Source organism: Agrobacterium tumefaciens (assembly GCF_009649785.1).
GTDB classification, from domain to species: domain Bacteria; phylum Pseudomonadota; class Alphaproteobacteria; order Rhizobiales; family Rhizobiaceae; genus Agrobacterium; species Agrobacterium tumefaciens.
Genome location: NZ_WJOK01000004.1, coordinates 1 through 18034, shown reverse-complemented (window position 1 = coordinate 18034; position 18034 = coordinate 1). Strand labels below are relative to the sequence as shown.

General features: G+C 59.1%; 18 protein-coding genes and 1 pseudogene. 3 read left to right on the top strand and 16 right to left on the bottom strand.

Annotated features, from left to right (window positions below):
• Window position 1: 1 nt before the first annotated feature.
• The 6 genes from GH784_RS05405 to GH784_RS05380 all read right to left on the bottom strand — a co-directional run bounded on the left by GH784_RS05405 (window position 2) and on the right by GH784_RS05380 (window position 6253).
• A complete protein-coding gene (locus GH784_RS05405; protein WP_035199177.1) occupies window positions 2-805 on the bottom strand; it encodes an SDR family NAD(P)-dependent oxidoreductase in 804 nt (267 codons plus the stop codon).
• 76 nt (window positions 806-881) lie between these two features.
• A complete protein-coding gene (locus GH784_RS05400) occupies window positions 882-1892 on the bottom strand; it encodes a TRAP transporter substrate-binding protein (protein ID WP_153793245.1) in 1011 nt (336 codons plus the stop codon).
• A 65-nt stretch (window positions 1893-1957) separates the two neighbouring features.
• Window positions 1958-3835, bottom strand: coding sequence for a TRAP transporter large permease (locus tag GH784_RS05395; RefSeq protein ID WP_013761236.1), 1878 nt, complete (start codon window positions 3833-3835; stop codon window positions 1958-1960).
• A 755-nt stretch (window positions 3836-4590) separates the two neighbouring features.
• Window positions 4591-5400, bottom strand: a complete 810-nt coding sequence (locus GH784_RS05390; protein WP_065705487.1) for a cyclase family protein — start codon at window positions 5398-5400, stop codon at window positions 4591-4593.
• Window positions 5401-5700: 300 nt separating this feature from the next.
• A complete protein-coding gene (locus GH784_RS05385; RefSeq protein ID WP_153793244.1) occupies window positions 5701-5859 on the bottom strand; it encodes a hypothetical protein in 159 nt (52 codons plus the stop codon).
• Complete coding sequence (locus tag GH784_RS05380; RefSeq protein WP_323131463.1) at window positions 5837-6253, bottom strand: organic hydroperoxide resistance protein; 417 nt, start codon at window positions 6251-6253, stop codon at window positions 5837-5839. Before GH784_RS05380 ends, GH784_RS05385 begins: the two co-directional genes overlap by 23 nt.
• Window positions 6254-6829: 576 nt before the next feature.
• Here GH784_RS05380 and GH784_RS05375 point away from each other — a divergent pair.
• Together GH784_RS05375 and GH784_RS05370 are read left to right on the top strand one after the other, a co-directional pair.
• On the top strand, window positions 6830-7078 hold the full coding sequence (locus tag GH784_RS05375) for a type II toxin-antitoxin system VapB family antitoxin (protein ID WP_006313527.1): 249 nt from the start codon (window positions 6830-6832) through the stop codon (window positions 7076-7078).
• On the top strand, window positions 7075-7488 hold the full coding sequence (locus GH784_RS05370; RefSeq protein WP_019566318.1) for a type II toxin-antitoxin system VapC family toxin: 414 nt from the start codon (window positions 7075-7077) through the stop codon (window positions 7486-7488). The genes GH784_RS05375 and GH784_RS05370 overlap by 4 nt, the downstream gene beginning before the upstream one ends.
• Before the next feature lie 14 nt (window positions 7489-7502).
• On the opposite strand, the pseudogene GH784_RS27360 reads toward GH784_RS05370, so the two are convergent.
• The 8 genes and pseudogenes from GH784_RS27360 to GH784_RS05330 form a co-directional block, all read right to left on the bottom strand.
• Window positions 7503-7637, bottom strand: a pseudogene (locus tag GH784_RS27360) (integrase); the annotation flags it as partial.
• 113 nt (window positions 7638-7750) lie between these two features.
• Window positions 7751-9067 (bottom strand): ATP-binding protein, encoded by a 1317-nt coding sequence (locus tag GH784_RS05360; RefSeq protein WP_019566317.1) that lies wholly within the window; start codon window positions 9065-9067, stop codon window positions 7751-7753.
• Window positions 9064-9804 carry a response regulator gene (locus tag GH784_RS05355; RefSeq protein WP_003508322.1) on the bottom strand — a complete coding sequence of 247 codons (741 nt, stop codon included), beginning with the start codon at window positions 9802-9804 and terminating at the stop codon, window positions 9064-9066. Before GH784_RS05355 ends, GH784_RS05360 begins: the two co-directional genes overlap by 4 nt.
• Window positions 9805-9899: 95 nt before the next feature.
• Window positions 9900-10946, bottom strand: a complete 1047-nt coding sequence (locus tag GH784_RS05350; RefSeq protein ID WP_153793243.1) for an alpha/beta fold hydrolase — start codon at window positions 10944-10946, stop codon at window positions 9900-9902.
• Window positions 10947-11147: 201 nt separating this feature from the next.
• A complete protein-coding gene (locus tag GH784_RS05345) occupies window positions 11148-11906 on the bottom strand; it encodes an alpha/beta fold hydrolase (protein ID WP_065705493.1) in 759 nt (252 codons plus the stop codon).
• A gap of 45 nt (window positions 11907-11951) precedes the next feature.
• On the bottom strand, window positions 11952-13703 hold the full coding sequence (locus GH784_RS05340; RefSeq protein ID WP_111828418.1) for a cytochrome c biogenesis protein DipZ: 1752 nt from the start codon (window positions 13701-13703) through the stop codon (window positions 11952-11954).
• A gap of 180 nt (window positions 13704-13883) precedes the next feature.
• Window positions 13884-14393: a cytochrome P460 family protein gene (locus tag GH784_RS05335; RefSeq protein ID WP_060726455.1), complete on the bottom strand. Its 510-nt coding sequence runs from the start codon at window positions 14391-14393 to the stop codon at window positions 13884-13886.
• A gap of 129 nt (window positions 14394-14522) precedes the next feature.
• Window positions 14523-14960, bottom strand: coding sequence for a hypothetical protein (locus GH784_RS05330; protein ID WP_111828417.1), 438 nt, complete (start codon window positions 14958-14960; stop codon window positions 14523-14525).
• A 347-nt stretch (window positions 14961-15307) separates the two neighbouring features.
• Here GH784_RS05330 and GH784_RS05325 point away from each other — a divergent pair, with 347 nt between their 5' ends.
• A complete protein-coding gene (locus GH784_RS05325) occupies window positions 15308-16396 on the top strand; it encodes a hypothetical protein (RefSeq protein WP_076844906.1) in 1089 nt (362 codons plus the stop codon).
• Between the two features lie 100 nt (window positions 16397-16496).
• Here the strand turns inward: GH784_RS05325 and GH784_RS05320 are convergent, their stop codons facing one another.
• The gene (locus tag GH784_RS05320) at window positions 16497-17705 is read right to left on the bottom strand and encodes an MFS transporter (protein WP_076844908.1); all 1209 of its coding nucleotides are present in this window, start codon (window positions 17703-17705) and stop codon (window positions 16497-16499) included.
• A gap of 175 nt (window positions 17706-17880) precedes the next feature.
• On the bottom strand, window positions 17881-18003 hold the full coding sequence (locus GH784_RS27600; protein ID WP_269084496.1) for a hypothetical protein: 123 nt from the start codon (window positions 18001-18003) through the stop codon (window positions 17881-17883).
• Window positions 18004-18034: the final 31 nt, after the last annotated feature.

The window sequence follows — 18034 nt, the reverse complement described above, 5'->3', positions numbered from 1 at the left end:
CTCAGGAAAACGCCCCCACCGCACAGCTTTGCCCGCCATCGACCGGCAAACAGACGCCAGTGATGAACTTAGCCTCATCAGATGCGAGAAAAACGGCGGCGCGGGCAATATCGAAGGCATCGCCCATGCGACCCACCGGGACAGCCGCGTTGCGCGCCGCCACCATCTCCTCGACAGACGCATATTGATTGCTGATCTGCTTGTAGATCAGTGGGGTGTCGATCATTCCCGGAAGAATGCAATTGGCGCGAATGCCCTGCCGGGCATATTGCATGGCCAGCGCCACAGTCGCCTGATTTACAGCTGCCTTCATGGCGTAATAGGCAAAATAGGGATAGCCGGTCCAGCGAATGGAGGCGAGCGACGAGATATTGATAATGGCCCCGCCGCCCTGCGCCAACATCACCGGCAACACAGCCTTGGAGGTGCGATAAACGGAGCCGATATTGAGATCGACCGAGGCGCGAAAGCTTTCCTCATCCAGCTCAATCGGCCCGCCCATATGGGTCACGCCGACATTATTGTGCAGAATATCGATGCCACCAAAGGCCTCGCAGGTGCGGGCAACGGTGGCCGATACGGACTGTAGTTCAGTGACATCGGCGGCAACCGCAATCGCCTCTAAGCCTTCTCCGCGAATGATCTCAGCCGTCTCTTCGGCTGCGTCAGCGGAGAGGTCGACACAGGCTACGCGCGCGCCTTCCCGGGCAAATTGCACGGCCGCAGCCTTGCCGTTGCCAAAACCCGGCCCCGATGATCCTGCGCCAAACACAAGCGCGCGTTTTCCCGTCAGGCGACCTGTCAAAGCAGTCTCCATTCCAATCGTCAGACATAGTCGGGTTGGCCCCGCTACGGGCGGGGCCAGTTATTCAACAGGCCGGTCAGGTCAGGCTTGCACCAACGGCCTTTTCAAGAATGGCCCAGGCTTCATCGCCGTATTTGCCCTTCCACTCGGAATAGAAGCCTGCCTCTTTCAGCGCGGCGCGGAAGAGTGTCGCATCCGTGTCGTTGAAGGTCATGCCCTTGGAAATCAGATCTTCCTTGACCGAGGCATTGAGCTTCGCCACATCGGCGCGTTCATCCTTGCCCGACTGGTTGAGGTTTTTGGCGACGATGGCGCGCAGGTCATCCGGCAAACGCTCCCAGGCGCGCTTGTTGGCCAGGAACCAGAACCCGTCCCACATATGATTGGTGACCGAGCAGAATTTCTGCACCTCGAACAGCTTCGCGGTGGAAATGATCGCCAGCGGATTTTCCTGGCCATCGACCACACCGGTCTGCAGTGCAGTATAGACCTCGGCGAAATTGATCGAGGCAGGGGCAGCCTTGAACGCCTTGAACATAGAGGTCCAGAGCGGGCTCACTGGCACGCGGATCTTGAAGCTTTCGAGATCGGCCGGCGTGGCGATGGGCTTGGAAGCGCTGGTGATCTGGCGGAAGCCGTTATCCCAGATGGTGTCCATGGCAACGAGATTCTGCTTGGCAATTTCGCCACGGACATATTTACCGAGATCGCCATCCATGGCCGCCCATACGGACTCGTAGTTCGGGAAGGCGAAACCGATGCCACTGATGGAGGCGTTCGGTACCAGCGTCGACAGGATCAGCGGCGAAAGCGTGAAGAATTCAACGCCTCCGGAGCGCACCTGGCTCAAAACGTCTGTGTCGGCACCCAGCTGGCTGCTGGGGAAGATGCTGATATTGACCTGCCCATCGGTCTCTTTGGCGATGCGCTCAGCGGCCTCCTTGGCGCGAATGTTCATCGGGTGCGCTGCAGGCAAGTTGTTGGCATATTTATAATTGTATTGGGCAGCGCGGGCGCGCGACACGAAGGCGGTGGCCAGTACGGCGGAACCGGCGCCGGCGAGTATGGTACGTCTGTTGATATTCATTGCTTTCTCCTCCCAAAATAAAGCAGGTATCATTCATCGGCGTGGCGGGCGGACCCGCCACGGTCTCAGAGCAGAATGGTCGAAAATCCGGGGATTGCTGCAATCAGCAGCAGACCGATGATCATGGCTGCGAGATAGGGCCAGATGGCACCCATGGCTTCGTCCGGCGACACGTTGCCGATCTTGCAGGCGATGTAAAAGCCGATACCGATGGGCGGCGCCATCAGGCCGATATTCATGGCGACCACCACGACCATCGAATAATGAATGTCATTGATGCCAAGCGTGCGGGCGATCGGGAACATGATCGGCGCGAGCAGAACGATTGCTGGCAGTCCTTCCAGGACGCAGCCCAGGATCATGAAAATCAGGATCGACACGACCATGTAGGTCATCCAGCCGCCCGGAAGATCGGTAATCATCGCGGTCAGCTGGAAAGCAAAGCCGCTCTGCGTCAGCCCCCAGGCCATGGCCGATGCACAGCCGAGGATCAGCAGGATCGCCCCTGAAAGGGCTGCCGTCTCAACCAGCATCGAATAAAGCTTCCTGAGGCTGATGCCGCCATAAAGCACTGCGCCGACGATCATGGCGTAGAGCACGGCAATAGTGGATACTTCGGTTGCCGTGGCGACACCGCCGCCCACCAGGCTGCGGATGAGGAAGGGCAGAACGAGCGCCGGTGCGGCAATCAGGGCTGCCTTGCCGACCTGCGGCCATGGCGTGCGCTTTGCGCCTTCCATGTTTTCATCCCGCGCCTTCCAGCGGGCCAGAACGGCCAGCACCAGAAGCAGTACCATTGCGATCATGAAACCGGAGGTGAAGAGGCCGGCAATAGACACACCTGCCGCCGAACCCAGAACGATCAGCACGATTGAGGGCGGAACGGTATCGGCCATGGCGGCGCCGGTGGCCAGAAGCGCGATCATTTCCTTGGGTTTATGGCCACGGCGCTTCATTTCCGGAAACAGCGCCGGTGCGACGGTTGCCATATCAGAAACCTTGGAGCCGGAAATGCCGGAGACAAGAAACAGAGAACCGAGCAGAACATAGGACATGCCCGCGCGAATGTGGCCAAACATCGAGGACAGAAGCTCGACAATCGCCTTACCCATGCCGGTTGCATCGAGCACGCAGCCGAGCAGCACGAAGACTGGCACTGACAGCAGAATGATGCCGGACATGCCCTCATCCATGCGCCCGATCATCACAATGGTCGGAACCCAGGTGGTGAAGGTCAGATAGGCGAGGGTTCCAAGGCCGAAGCAGAAGGCAATAGGAACGCCCAGTACCAGAAATACCGCAACGAACAGGCCGAGGAAGATCGCCAGATTAAAATTGCCGAGGGATTCCAGCATCGGCGATGCCAGATAGAGCAGGCCGGAGGCAACCGCGACCGTTACAAGGGCCGCAATGATATCGCGCAGATTTTCTCGTCGGAAGAGATTGTTGAGCACCAAAAGCAGCATAAGACAGGCGCCGACCGGCAGCGCCGCAGCGCGAAACGACATCGGAATATTCAGCGCCGCTGACGTGACCACCCATTCCTCGATGGCGTATTCCATGGCGGGCTTGATGATTGCCGCAAGAAATGTCGCCACCAGCACCAGTGCCAGGGAATTGATATAGCCCAGAACACGTTGCGGGAACATGTTAAGAAACAGCGTGAGGCGCAGGTGTTCACTGCGATCGATGGCGATTGCCGCGCCCAGCATGGCAAACCACAGAAAGCACAAGGACGCCGTTTCATCGATCCAGACAATCGGTAGATGCAGGGCATAACGTGACGTCACGCCCAGCAGAAGCAGGCCGATCATCACCGCCAGCAGCACCGCCGCCACGGCCTCGATGGGGCGCATGAACCAGGAGCCTGTTACCTGTCCGGTGTGCAACAGTTCGCCATCGAGTACAAATACGTCGTCATTCGCGTTTGCGGTCATGGTCATCGGGGCCTCCTCTCCCACAGAACAACCTTCGCAATGAACATGTCTGCAAAACAGGATGTCCGTGCCACGACCGCGACATCAGGATAGCTGTTGTTGCCAGACAGGCCAGACCCCTCCAAAGGTCTGAATGTATCGGGATATTGCCTCCACAATATGGACCGTTACAAAATCATGTATTCGGGATACACAGGAAAATTCATGAAATCAACAGTAAATAGACGGATTTATGCAGTTAATTTGTCCATCTATAAGGTCCACATAGTGGATCATACTTGGTGGTAGCCCTCATTCCTCATGATTGCCTTGCAGCGCGGCACCTCGTTCAAAGGCCAGTCAATGCAAATCGTGCCTACCGATTGGAGCAGGTCGCCGGACATCCGCGACGCCTGCGTCGCGTTACAGAGAGCCGGAAAACATGTCTGCCTGTCCGTAAACTGGCGGGGGTTGGAAAAGCTGCGAAGTGACGACCGCTGGGCGCAAAAGGAAAAATGACGGTGGTCCGCCTGAGCCCTCCCTAAACGGCAATACAGGCGTCGATTATCTATCGAAACCTTCCCTTGCGGTGGTTTCTTGACCTAACGTTATGCGGCAAGAAAATATGTTCTTCGCGACGTCACCGCTTGGAATTCTTCCTGTCAAGCGCGGGGCGACGCGTTGCCTAGCCTTTCCTTTCGACCGCGGCGGATGCTGAGCGGACTGATCTGATGCGGCAGGTAAGCGGTTGCTGCATGCGGGGGCGGCCCGGCGTACTACGTTCAGACCAGAGCCAGAATCCGGGCCGGACCACCCGTTCCGCCGCGATGTGCAGGCGCGCCTACGACGATTGTCGCGCCCTTTACCGGCAAAGCCTCAAGGTTGTTGAGGCCTTCGATGCCGTAGCGCCCCGCCGGGAGCCAGGAATTGTGAACTGCGAAATCGGCGGAGTTGCCAGGATCAAGCGAGAGCGTGTCGACACCGATTGCGACCGTATCGTGCTTGAGCAGAAGGTCGGTTGCCGACTTGCCGAAACCGGGGAAGGCAAATTTTCCGGCGTCGTCATTGCGGAAGGAGGGGCTCTTTACTCTGGTTGCCCAGCCGGAGCGCAGAGCGACGATCGAACCTGCCGGGATGTCGCCATTTGCGGATATCCAGCGCTCGATGTCTTCGGCCTCGATCGTGGAATTGGCATCCTCTTTTGCGCGGTCTGTGATGTCTATGATGACCAGCGGCGCGACAAGTTTCTGCGCTTCCAACTGATCGACACTCGCTCCGTCGGCGCTGAAGTGGAAAGGTGCGTCAATATGCGTTCCTGTATGTTCGTAGATCGTGAGTTTATGGAGCTGATAACCGTCCTTGGCGATCTCAGCTGCCCACTCGTATTCTATGCCCGGCTTGCCATCGAATGTAGGGAATGTGGAATCATATGTATGTGTGAGATCGATGACCTGTCTGGGTGTTTGCGCAAGTACCGGGGCCGCGAGGCTGCCAGCCGTCATCGCCGTTACACCGGCCACGGCGCCCTTGAACAGCAAGCGTCGCGACAGCATGTTCTTTTTCACGTTCTCGATCACGCAATGGTTGCACATACCTTAGTCCCTCCAGTGAAAATCCCTGATCGCAACCGTAGCGCAACGATGGAGTGAAGCAAGACATGACCTTCCCTGATTTTTGACCCGTGTTCAGATGGCGGTTTCGGCAGCCCGGCGTCCATAGGCAGTACCCGCTTGCCCACCGGCAGGCCGGTCTCCAATATCGTGAAAGGGTGGTGGACAGATTGTCCGCTTGCCACAGGGCGTTGCGCAACGCCATGGTGTTGTCAAAAGCGATGGAAGGAAGAAGTGAATGCGAAAACGGCCGCGGCGGGGCGCCGAGCCGTTTCCTTGAGGTCAGATCGATGAAACCGCGCCCAGAAGTCCCGCAAGCGGCGACGGCTCGTCGGATTTTGCGTCATATACGCATGGTACCGCAAATATCGCCGCAAACACGATGGCGATGACAAGCGCGCGGGCGGGAACCATCGGCTTAAGCGAGAATGAGCGTAACATCGATGTTCCCCCTGGTTGCCTTCGAATAGGGGCAGATCTGGTGGGCATCCTCTATTATCGTCTGCGCGATGGGACGATCGATACCAGGCAGGCTGACAGTCAGGCGAGCCTGCAGAAAGAATTCGCCGCCCGTCGTGCCGAGGTCAACCTCCGCATCGACAGTGGTGTCGGCTGGAAGCCGGAGCTGGTGTTTTGCCGCCGCTTTTGTCATGGCGCCGATGAAACACGCCGACCAGCCTGCCGCAAAGAGCTGCTCGGGATTCGTGCCCGGCTTTCCGCTGCCCGGAGGGGAAAGCTTGATGCCAAGCGCGCCATCATCGCTTTGCGCCGATCCGTCGCGCCCACCGGTCGTGTGGGTCTTGCCAGTATAAACAACAGTCTCGATCTTGGTCACGGGAGGTTCCTTTCATTTTGCCGCTGTTGCGGCGTTTCGTGATAGGAGCTTTGTGACGGATCGGCGTATCCGGCATGTTTCCGGAAACTGCAAAACTGTATCGAAAAGTATCGTTGTTACTGGTCTTCAGACGCCACCTTTTCGATATTTTGGTGGGAGTTCTGCGGTGGGCAGGTCGGCGGCCCGTTTGGGGACCTGCGATGGATTGGCGGCTTGCCGTTTTGTCATGTTATTTTCGCGCATTTTTCAGGTGCTTTGTACAGATAAGAAATGCGCGAAAAAATGACCGGTTGTAAGCGTGTATGAGCTAAGTACAACGTCATCAGGCTCGAAATGCGGCGTTCGGTGGAGCTATGACATAACCTGCATCAAATGCACGTTGGCGGCCGTCTACAGCAGAAGTTGCTTAAAGCACGGCGTTCAGGGGGGAGGTGTGTTGTCTCCACGCGGAATGAACATGCATGATGGCCGAAACAAAGGGTGCGAAAAAACAACAGTTAGCCATCAAGATGGCAGATGCCATCTTGATGGCTACCTTCATTTAAGCTATATTCGATCCAGACGAAGGAGCACTCGATGGTAACCCCGCAACTATCTGTCCGCAGTTCCAAAGCGCGCGACCTTGCACACAAGCTCGCCCGCCGAGAAAATCGCACGATTGCCGATATCGTTGAGCGCGCGCTCGAAACATATGAGGCTCGTGAGGCAGGACGTGAACCCGCTGCGAAATTCTATAGTCGTCTTTCATCGCAGTCGGGCACGGATATCGATTTCGACAGTATCATCGATGAAAACAGACGCGCTCACAAAGGCGTCGAGCTTTGATTTTTCTCGACACGAATGTGATGTCGGAGACTTTGAAGAAAGCTCCCGATTCTGCAGTCATAGCATGGCTGGTTCGTCACGACGCCGAATTGGCATTGTCGACGGTTGCAGTTGCCGAGATCGCTTTTGGTATTCAAAAGATCAGGCCGGATCAGCGCGCCGATCGCCTGGAAGAGGGACTTGTGAGCTGGCGTCGCCGGTTCTCCGACAAGATGTTTGCCTTCACGGAAGAAGCAGCATTGGCCTATGGCGATATCATGGGAGAGGCTGCGCGGCAGGGGAGGGGGATGTCGGCTCCGGACGGCATGATCGCGGCGATAGCGCGGATCAATGGTGGCCGGTTGGCGACCCGAAACCTCAAAGATTTCGAGACGACAGGGCTCGAATTGATCTCGCCCTGGCAATTCTAACAGTGAGACCCGATCTACAAAAATCGGGCCGCTCGCCTGCTTCTCCGTGTAGCACTGTTATAATAGCTGGATGCTTGCTGGACGGATCGGTGGCGTGATTGCTCCATGGCTTCTGGCAGGGGAATTCCGCGGTTGGCAGCCTCGGTCAGGCGCACACACCATCTGGCGAAGTGCTTACTTCAGCTAGGGCCCAAGCTGTCGTTATTCCGGAGTCCGTGGTGATCAAATGATAAGGGATACTTATCGTTAATCTGCGTCCCTGTCAGGCAAAAGCCACCTCGGCTGCAAGCCCGCCGCCTTGCCTGTTATAGAGGCGCACCGAGCCGCCGATTGTTCCGGCGAGCTGCTGCGCGATCGCAAGTCCGAGTCCTGTTCCGCCGGTGTCGCGGTTTCTCGATGTTTCAATCCGGAAAAAGGGCTGCATGGCATTTTGCAGCATCTCGTCGGGGATGCCCGGCCCACGATCGAGCACCGTGATGACCACGGTGCCTTCAGTGCGCCGGTCGACGTTGATTTCCGCACTGCCTCCGAATTTGAGCGCGTTATCTATCAAGTTCGTCAGGATTCTTCGCAGGGCATGTGGCTTTGTCGATACTGTGCCGCGCACCATACCGTCAACCGTGACTGCTTTTCCGGTATCCTGATAGTCGTAGGCTATGCTGTCGATGAAAGAGGCCAGATCGATACGTGAGGATTTCTCGCCATTGCCATGAGCGCTGCGTGCATAAGCGATACCATCCTGTACTAGACGTTCGATTTCACGCAGGTCACTGACCAGCTTTTCCTTTTCCGGCGTATCGTCTGCCATGTCGGCCCGCAACCGCATCCGGGTGATGGGCGTCTGCAGGTCGTGCGAAATCGCCGCAAGAATCTGGACCCGCTCCTCGAGATATTGGGCGACGCGATCGCGCATTGCGTTGAAGGCGCGGGCGGCGTGGACAACTTCGCTTGGGCCGCTCTCACTCATCGGCAACCCCTTTTCCCCCGGATCCAACGCTTCGGCTGCCGCAGCCAGCGCGCTGAGCGGTCTGGTCGTCTGTCGCACTGCAAACCAGGTGCACAGAAGTAGAAGCGCCATCTGCGCGGCGAAGACATAAGGCAGCCACTCCGCCAGCGGCATCACGCCGCGCGGTGTCACGTCAATTGTGAGGGGCGAGCCGTCCGATAGCGTCAGATGCGCCTGAAGCCGCTTGCCGTCGCCGGGAATGGACTCGACCTTGACGGGGAAACGGTGTCCTGCGGCCTCCTCGATCCTCTGCGCAATTTCAGCGCCGCGGCCAGACATGTCGGAAACACCTGGAACACCCGGGCCGAGGACGAGCTGATAATTGCTGCGGCTCAGGCGATGGACCCATTGCGCCCGCTCTTCCGCAGGCAGGCGGTCGATTATGGCGATCGATACAGCCAGATCCTGCTCAAGAGTGCCGAGCATGACCGCCTTTGCCGACATATATCGTTCGGCAAAGAGGATGCTGAACGACAGACCGTAGGCAATGGCGAGGCCCGCAAACAGGATGATGAAAAGTCTGGACCGCAACGAGCGCGGCCACCAGCCGGCGAGCAGGCGTGGGCCGTTCATATCCTCGGCTCCGAAATCTCCACGGGCACCGCAAAGACATAGCCTTCCGCCCGCACCGTCTTGATGTAGACGGGTTCGCGCGCGTCATCCCCTAGCCTTTGGCGCACGCGGCTCACGAGAAGATCGATCGATCGGTCGAAAAGTTCGGCATCACGGCCCTGAGTGAGATTTAACAGCTGGTCCCGGTTGAGGACGCGCTGGGGATGATCGATGAAGACCCTAAGGAGCCGGTATTCAGCGCCGCTCAAGGCCACGGTCGTGCCCTCCCTGTCGAGCAGGTGACGGCCCACCGTGTCGAGGCGCCACTCACCAAAGGTCAGGAGCTGCCCGGCCTCGCTGATCTGCAGATTGGGAGGCAGCATCCGCGTGCGGCGCAGTATGGCTTTGATACGCGCAAGAAGTTCGCGGGCAGCGAAGGGCTTCGACAGATAGTCGTCGGCGCCCATTTCGAGCCCGATAATGCGATCCATCTCGTCATCGCGGGCGGTCAGCATCAGCACCGGCGTGGCTTTGTGTTTCCCCGCCCGCAACTCGCGGCATAGAACTAGCCCGTCATCGCCAGGCATCATCACGTCGAGCACGATGAGATCGACGGTATTGCCGTCGAGAAAACTTCTCATCTGCCGTCCATCGGCCGCCACGCTCGTACGCAGGCCGTTCTTCTTCAGGTAGCTGGAGACCAGCTCCCGGATTTCCCTGTCGTCGTCCACGACGAGAATATGGTCGATATGGTCCATTGGATGCCTTCGTCGTCCGGACGGTTCAAGTGGACCGCTACCGCGCGCCCCGCTGTCACATGCAGTAAGACAACGGTTCGCGGGCTTCGGCAAGTTTAAAGCTTTGCGACGTCCAGAACAGCCCTGGCAAAAGCCTCTGGCGCTTCCTGAGGCAGGTTATGGCCGATGCCGCCGCTGATGTTGCGGTGCTGGTATTTGCCGGAAAACTTCGATGCATAGGCGGAAGGGTCTGGATGCGGAGCACCGTTGGCGTCGCCTTCCAATGTTATCGTCGGCACGGTGATGACGGGAAGTTTCGCAAGCTGGCGCTCGTATTTATCGTACTTGGCTTCCCCGTCTGCCAGTGCAAGCCGCCAGCGGTAGTTATGGATGGTGATGGCCACATGGTCGGGATTGTCGAATGCGGTGGCCGAACGATTGAAGGTCTCGTTACTGAATTTCCAGGTCGGAGATGCCGTCTGCCAGATCAGGCGCACGAAGTCGCGGCTGTTGGCTGCGTAACCCGCACGGCCGCGTTCAGTCGCGAAATAGAGCTGATACCACCACGAAAGTTCCGCCTTGGGAGGAAGTGGCTTTCTATTGATTTCCTGGCTCCCGATAAGATAGCCGCTGACCGACACGAGCCCGGTGCAACGCTCGGGCCAGAGTGCGGCCATGATGTCGGCGGTGCGAGCGCCCCAGTCATAACCGGCCACGACGGCCCGTTTGACGCCGAGTGCGTCGAGAAAGGCAATCATGTCGACCGCAAGCGCCGCCTGCTGTCCGTTGCGTGCCGTGTCGTCCGAGAGAAAACGGGTCGTGCCATATCCGCGCAGATAGGGGATGAGCACCCGATATCCAGCCGATGCAAGGATGGGCGCGACATCGACATAGCTGTAGATGTCATAGGGCCATCCGTGCAGCAGCAGCACGACCGGGCCGTCTGCGGGGCCAGCTTCTGCGTAACCGACGCTGAGTACACCTGCTTCAACCTGCTTCAGGGCGCTAAAGGAGATAGCTCCGTCGCGTCCGGTTGACGGCTGAGGCGCAGGCGCTTCGCCCTTGGCATGAGCAAGGCCTGCGGCCCCGAATTCGACGGCGGCAACCGTCATTGCAGCAATGCCGAAGAAGCGGCGGCGTTGGAAATTGATCTCGGAAGTCATTTGCTGTCTCTCCTGTCCGTGTTGGATGCCGGACAGGTAACGGGGTGCGTGTATCCTCGATGTGTCCCAAGGGAGGCGAATGTGAATGGTTTTGTAGCAGGGCGCATTCCGGATACAGACTGATACATTTGGCTCGCCCTTCCAACGCAATCAGCCGCCCCGACATCCGGGGCGGCTGCATTTGATCTTACGAAGGTGCGCTTACTTTGAGGATTGCCGGGCGGCCTGTTCGATGACGTCTGCAACCTTATCGGGCTGGGAGGCGAAGACCGCATGGCTTGCCGCAATCTCGGTCACCGTGCTGCCAGCGCGCTTGGCCATGTCACGCTCGAGATCGGGGTTGATCGACCGGTCCTGCGTTGCGACGATCAACCAGCTTTTTTTGGTTTTCCAGGCGGGTTCGCCGGCTTTGGCGGCAAAGGCGGCCTTGGCGGCGAAGACCTGACTTCTTGCCATGAAGGTTGCATCCTCATGCGGCAGATCGCCGGCGAAATCTTGTCCAAAGACGGCTGGATCGAGGTAAAGGAACGCGCCATCCTTCGTCGGCTTGATGCCGTTGCCGGCCGGCGGTTTGGAGCCGGCGAGGTCGAGAAGGCTCTCTCCCTTCTCCGGCTGGAAAGCGGCGACATAGACCAGCCCGGCCACATCCGGCCGGTTACCCGCTTCCGAGATCACCATCCCGCTGTAGCTGTGCCCGACAAGCAGGCTCGGCCCCTGCTGGAGATCGAGAACACGGTTGGTGGCCGCCACGTCATCGGCAAGAGAGGTGATGGGCTCCTGCACGATCGTGACGTTGAAACCACGGCTCTCAAGGATGTCTGTCGCCCTGCGCCAGGCCGAACCATCGGCCAGCGCGCCATGGACGATGACGATATTCTTCACCTCTGCCGCCTGTGCGGCAAAGGCGATCAGCGCGGTTGCGACGGCAAGCGCGAATTTTGGCATGAGACGATGGTGCATCATATTTCTCCTTTGGTTTTGATGGGAACGGGAGGAAAATCCGGGTCAGCCGAACGTGAAGGCATAGGCCTGCGCGCCGGGGTCGAGGAAGCGGATGGCAAAGGTTCTCGCTTCGACGGCGCCGGTCTGGCGGACGAGCTGGTAAAGACGGGTTGAGGTAACAACACCGTTGCCTTCGGCGTCCGTGTCGGCGCCGTGATCTGCGCCCGGCGGATGCCCGTCGACGGTGACCTGGAAACGAACCGGTTTTCCGGCGCTTGCCGGTCCAAGGACCAGATGCAGGTCACGGGCGCTGAAGCGGTAGGTTATGCCGCCATCAGCCGCATCAAGTGTGGCCGCCTCCGCGCCAATCGTCCAGGTACCGGAAAGTCCCCATTCGTTGAGAGAAGGCGTCGTGACGGAGTAGTCGCGCGGCGTGTCCGCGCGCACCGCCTCGTTAGATGCGAAATTCTCAGCCTGTCGGTAGCCGATATAGGTTTCGCCGGAGCGCATGTGCCCGATATCCGCACCGGCTTCAGCCCCTGTCGCCTCCGGGCTCACCGGTGCACTGGAGGAAGCGCTACTGCCGGCTTCACGCAACAGGTCCTGGATCGCCTCTTCTGTTTGCCGATAATCGCCTTCGCCGAAATGGTGGTAGCGAATCTGGCCCTTGGCATCGATCAGGTAATGCGCCGGCCAGTAGCTGTTATCGAAGGCGCGCCAGATCCTGTAGTCATTGTCGATTGCCACCGGGTAATCGATCTTGAAGCCGGCGACGGCCTGCCTGACATTGTCGATCTTCTTTTCAAAGGCGAATTCGGGGGCGTGGACACCGATGACGACGAGGCCCTGATCCCGGTATTTGTCTGCCCAGGCCCGCACATAGGGAATGGTGCGGATGCAGTTGATGCAGGAATAAGTCCAGAAGTCGACGAGTACGACCTTGCCACGCAATTGCTCACGTGTGAGCGGTGGGGAATTGAGCCACTCGACGGCGCCGTCGAGGGATGGAGCCTTGCCCTCAACCGGCAGCTCCGACCGGGCCGCGGCAGCGCTGGCGCCTGCCGCGGTCGCCGCTTCAGGCGCTTTGGCGGTGTGGAGCCGATCGAGCACCTGCTGTTCGAAGGATGCCGTGCTCGCATAGGAAATCTGCGACAGGAAACCCGTATCCAGACCCAGCGCGATGACCGTGACGCCGGCAAGCACCGCCGCGCCAAGCACTTGGCGGATCCGCTCGCTGAAACCCAGAGACCGCTTCATACCCGCAAATACCCTGCCGCCGACGAGAATGGCGACGGCAAGGGATGTCGCTGCCCCGGCGGCGTAGGCGGCAAGCAGCAGGCTCGTTTCCAGATTGGCCCCCTTCAGGGCCGCCCCCGTCAGAACAAGCCCGAGGATTGGTCCCGCGCAGGGTGCCCATAAAAGGCCGGTCGCGATGCCGAGTATCAGGGAGCCCGCAATCGTCGGTACTGACCCGGGCTTGCCGGCGGCATTGGCGAGCCGGTTACCGAGTTCGACGACCGGGCGGGTGATGATGCTGGCCGCGCGGGGCGAAATCAGGCCGACACCAAAGATCGCAAGCAGCGCAAGAGCCGCGAGCCGGCCATATTCATTGGCGCTGATTGCCCAGCTACCGCCCACCGCCGCCAGCGTCGCGACGGCGCAAAAGGTTGCCGCCATTCCCGTAAGCAGGGGCAGCGTGCTGCGCAGAAACGGTTGCCCCGCCCGCGCAAAAACGAAGGGAAGGATGGGCAGGATACAGGGGCTGAGAATTGTCAGCGCCCCTCCGAGATAGGCAATGACCAGAAACGTCATCATCTTGTCCTTTCAGGCAGGAGTTCGGGGCTCCGGGCGGCGAAGGCGACCCGGCGATGGCGCCAATTTCCCGGCCTCACGTATCCCCGATGTGTCCGGGCTTCGGTGAATTTGTAATCGAGTGTAGAGGCCGCCGTTCGGCGAACAGTCGTGAAAGCGAAATCGCCCGAGCCCCGGCATCGGTTACGGTGCATATCGCGTGAAGACGAAATCATGGTCCTTGACGTTGCCCTCGTGGCAGGAGAGGCACGTCTCATGCTGGGCGGCATCCACCGGCTTGCCGTTGACAAACCGCCCGAAGCCCCAGCCGTGGCTGGCGGCATATTTCCTGGAGTCTTTCACCATCACCTGCACTGTGGTCGCCGCGCCCGGAATCGTGGCCGGCGGAAACTCCGTGGATTGCTGCCGCTTATAAGCGAGCTTCACCAGTATCGAGCCGTCGGGAAAGGGCAGGGTTCCGCTCTTGTAGGCGTCGACGGCGACATCGTTTGCCAGAACAGCGCGAAGCTCGTCCAGCGGCGGCGCTTCCTGCGCGGGCGCGATGAACTTCCAGTCACGATATCCTTCAGGAAGCGTCACACCATAGATGGGAGAAGCAAGTTCCGGCGGCGTGTCCGCTGAGTTCGAATAAACGGTTCCAAAACCTGCTGCCGCACCCGATAGGGCGACGGCGAAGAAAATCTGCCTCTTCATGGGATATCCTGCCTGATCCGAAATAGATCAGGCAATGATCTGCCCTGCAGGTATCCGGCATGTTTCCTGAAACCCGCATTTATGTATCAGATCGTAACAGTGCGCAGTGCCCCCGGAGGCATGTCACGCTTAAAGGCCGGCGAGCACGCTCACGTCATCGTCTTTTGGAGCCTCCATCGCGACCCTTATCGCCTTCTGGATCTCGTCCTCTATTGCCTTTCTTTCGTCGGGCGGCATGGCGGCAAGGTCGCCTTCGGACAATCCCCGCGCCTCCAGATATTGGGCCCGGATTTTCTCGCCAAGGCTCATATTTGCCCAGCGGCTAAGCTCTTCTTCATCGGAGCCTGTGCCGCCGCCCTCAAGCGGCGTCTCTTCTATTCCGCCCTCTTGCTCCCGGAGCGACCAGAGTGCGTTGGCAAGATTGGAGGAGAGCGAAGGCGCGGCGCCCCCTCCGATCAACGATGCCGACCGTTCGGGTGTGGTATTCGGCACGGCTTGGGGAACGTCCTGTGGCCGCGGGCGTATGTAAAGCGAGGCGGTGGAGCCAATTCGATCGATTGCAGACATGGTATATCTCCTTCGGTCGCAATCTGGTTCGGGTGGCTTGTGTCTGGCTGGTCATGCTGCTTGCCTGCGTTCGGCGACGTCTCTTTGGCGACCACGAGCACATTTCTTTCATCACCTCGCCGGTGGAATTGCGCAAAATCATTCCGAAGCAACGAGAAGTCGTGAAACTTTTTGGAGCGCGGCGAGTTTGGTGAAGGAGCAATCAGCTCGCATGTCTCACTGCATATAATCGCCGCTACGCGGAGGATTGATCGTCCATTCGGAGGAGATCGCATGAATTCCATCATCTATCTAGTCGGCCTCGTCGTCGTTGTCCTGTTCATCCTCTCATTGTTGGGGCTACGCTGATGGTTGATCCAACGGGTATCGAAACGAATCCAAACCGCAGCTATGTGGATTGGCCAGCGATTTTCGCCGGTGCCGTCATTTCCTCGGGCGCCATGGCTATTCTCACCGCATTTGCGGGCGGCCTGGGCCTGAGTTCAATCTCGGCGGACAATGGCGGCGAGGTTAGCACAGTCTGGCTGATCATAACGGCGCTGTTCGTCATCATTTCCATGGTCGGCTCCTACATGCTGGGTGGCTATATTGCCGGCCGCATGCGTCGGCCTGCCGGCGCTGCCGACAGGAACGAACTGACGGTCCGCGATGGTGTGAATGGCCTGGTCGTATGGGGTCTCGGCACGGTCGTCTCGGCGTTTCTTGCGCTCGGCGTGCTGTCCGGTGGCGCCAAGGCTGTCGGCAGCGTGGCGCAGACCGCGGTTGAGGCAACGGGTTCCGCCGTCGGTGGCGCCGTTCAGGGTGCTGGCCAACTTGCGGGCGGCATCATTTCCGGCGCTGGCAGCGCAGCAGGTGGTCTGGCGCAAGGCGCCGGTCAGGCTGCAGCGCCTAGCATCGAGCAAATGCTTCCGCAGGGCCTGAAAGCCAATCCAATCGACTATTTCACGGATAGTCTTTTGAGAACCGACGCGCCCGCCGCCCCTCTGACGGGTGACCAGAGCGCCGGCGATTATCAGCGCCAGATCAGCGGCATCCTCGGCAATCTTCTTGCAACCGGTGAGATATCCGATGCCGATAAGACATGGCTTTCCAACCAGGTCGCTGCCCGCACAAACATCAGCCAGACGGATGCGCAAACGCGCGTAAACCAGACGGTTGAACGCGTGCAGGCCGTCAGGGCGGAAGCGCAGAAGAAAGTCGATGAAGCGCAGAAGCAGGTAGAGACCGTGAAGGCTGAGGCGCAGAAGGCGTTGGACGATGCGAAGGCCAAGGCTGCGGATGCCGCAGAAAAAGCGCGCGTCGCAGGCATTCTAACCGCGTTCCTGCTGGCCGCTTCCGCTCTCGTTTCTGCTGCCGCTGCTTATATCGGTGCAGTACACGGTGGCCGACACAGAGACGAAGGCCGTATCTGGGGTGGTCTTTCCTACCGCAAGTAATCAGAGCGACGGCAAGAAAAATCGTCTTTTCACAAATGTCCCGCCCGGACCAAATTCCGGGCGGGACTTTCGTTTTAGGTATCTGCCGTCACGGACAGGGTCAATCGCGACGCTGCAGCAAGGCAAGTGCGACCGTGGATGCCGCCAGGATCGCGGTCAGCGCCAGCGGCGCAGTGGCGCCGTAGGAATCCACGATGTATCCGCCGACAACAGCCCCGATACTGATAGCCACCTGGAAAGAAACAACCATCAGGCTGCCTGCCGCTTCCAGAGCATCGGGTGCTCCGCGGGAAAGGTTGGTCGGCAGCACCACGGGCGCCATGCCGAAGGCAAGGCCCCAAAGCGCGACGAGCGCGAATGCGGCACCGCTATGAACACCCCAGATAACGAGGGCGATTGTCGCAAATGCCATCAGGGCGGCGGTAACGATGAGCGCGAGGCGGATACTGGTGTCTGCCATGCGGCCTCCCAGCACATTGCCGATCACGGAAGCGACGCCAAAGCCGAGCAGGGCGAGAGCAATCGGCGTGGTCTCAAGCAGCGTCACCTGTTCGAGGAAGGGACGCACATAGACCGAACCGGCAAAATGCCCCGTCATTAGCAACAGGATGGCAAGCATCCCAAGTTGAACGCTACGCCGCCGCGTCAGGCGGAAAACATCGGAAAGACTGTTGCTTGTACTTGCCGGCAGCGAGGGTAGGCTGAATATCTGAAGCAGCATGGCAATAATCGCAAGCCCCGCCGTCATCGACATGGCAATGCGCCATCCCACCCAGTCGCTGATCAAGGCGCCCATGGAGGGGGCCGCAATGGTGGCGAGTGAAACGCCGAGTGTGACGATAGCCATGCCGCGCCCGGTCGAATTCGCGCCAACGAGCCGCGCCACGACAGCAACCGAAAGCGCCCAGAAGCCGCTGAGCGCAATACCAAGTCCGGCCCGGCCGACCAGCAACAGCCAGAAATCGGCAGCAACTGATGCGAGAATGTTGGAGCCGATCGCCAGCGCACTGAGACCGACAAGCACGGTCTTGCGGTTCAGTTTGCCGATGAGAACATTGCTCAGCAACGCGGTCACAGCACCCACGGAGGCCGTCGCCGTGACAACCTGTCCCGCCGTACCCTCCGTAATGCCGAGATCTCGCGCCATGGGCGTCAACAAACCTGCGGGCAAAAACTCGGCCGATACCAGCGCAAAGCTGGTGGCCGCCATCGAAAGAACCGCAAACCAGGTTGCGGCGGTCCATGCGGGTTCCTCTGCGGCCTCCAGGCCAATCGTTGACCCATCAAATTCTGATGTCGTGTCCGTCATGGTGTCTCTCCTTGAGTTGGGAGAGTTTTAACCGAATTTTTTCGGATGATATGTATCAAAAAATCCGAAATTCATAACTATTCCTCTGAAATTTGTGCGTTGCACAATGTTTCATGCGCACTGCGCAGGCCGGATTATCCCACGTATACGTCCCATCCTTCTTTGCCGTGCGATCCTAGGGGAACCACTTCTTGATGCGGCCATATTGATCCGGATGGATTTCTTCGCCCTCAGGGCCAGCGACGATTGCCAGCTGCGCGCCCTCAATGCGCGGGCGTTTGGTTGACAGGAATTTCATTCGTAAGGCTTCTTTAAGTATAGATTAATAT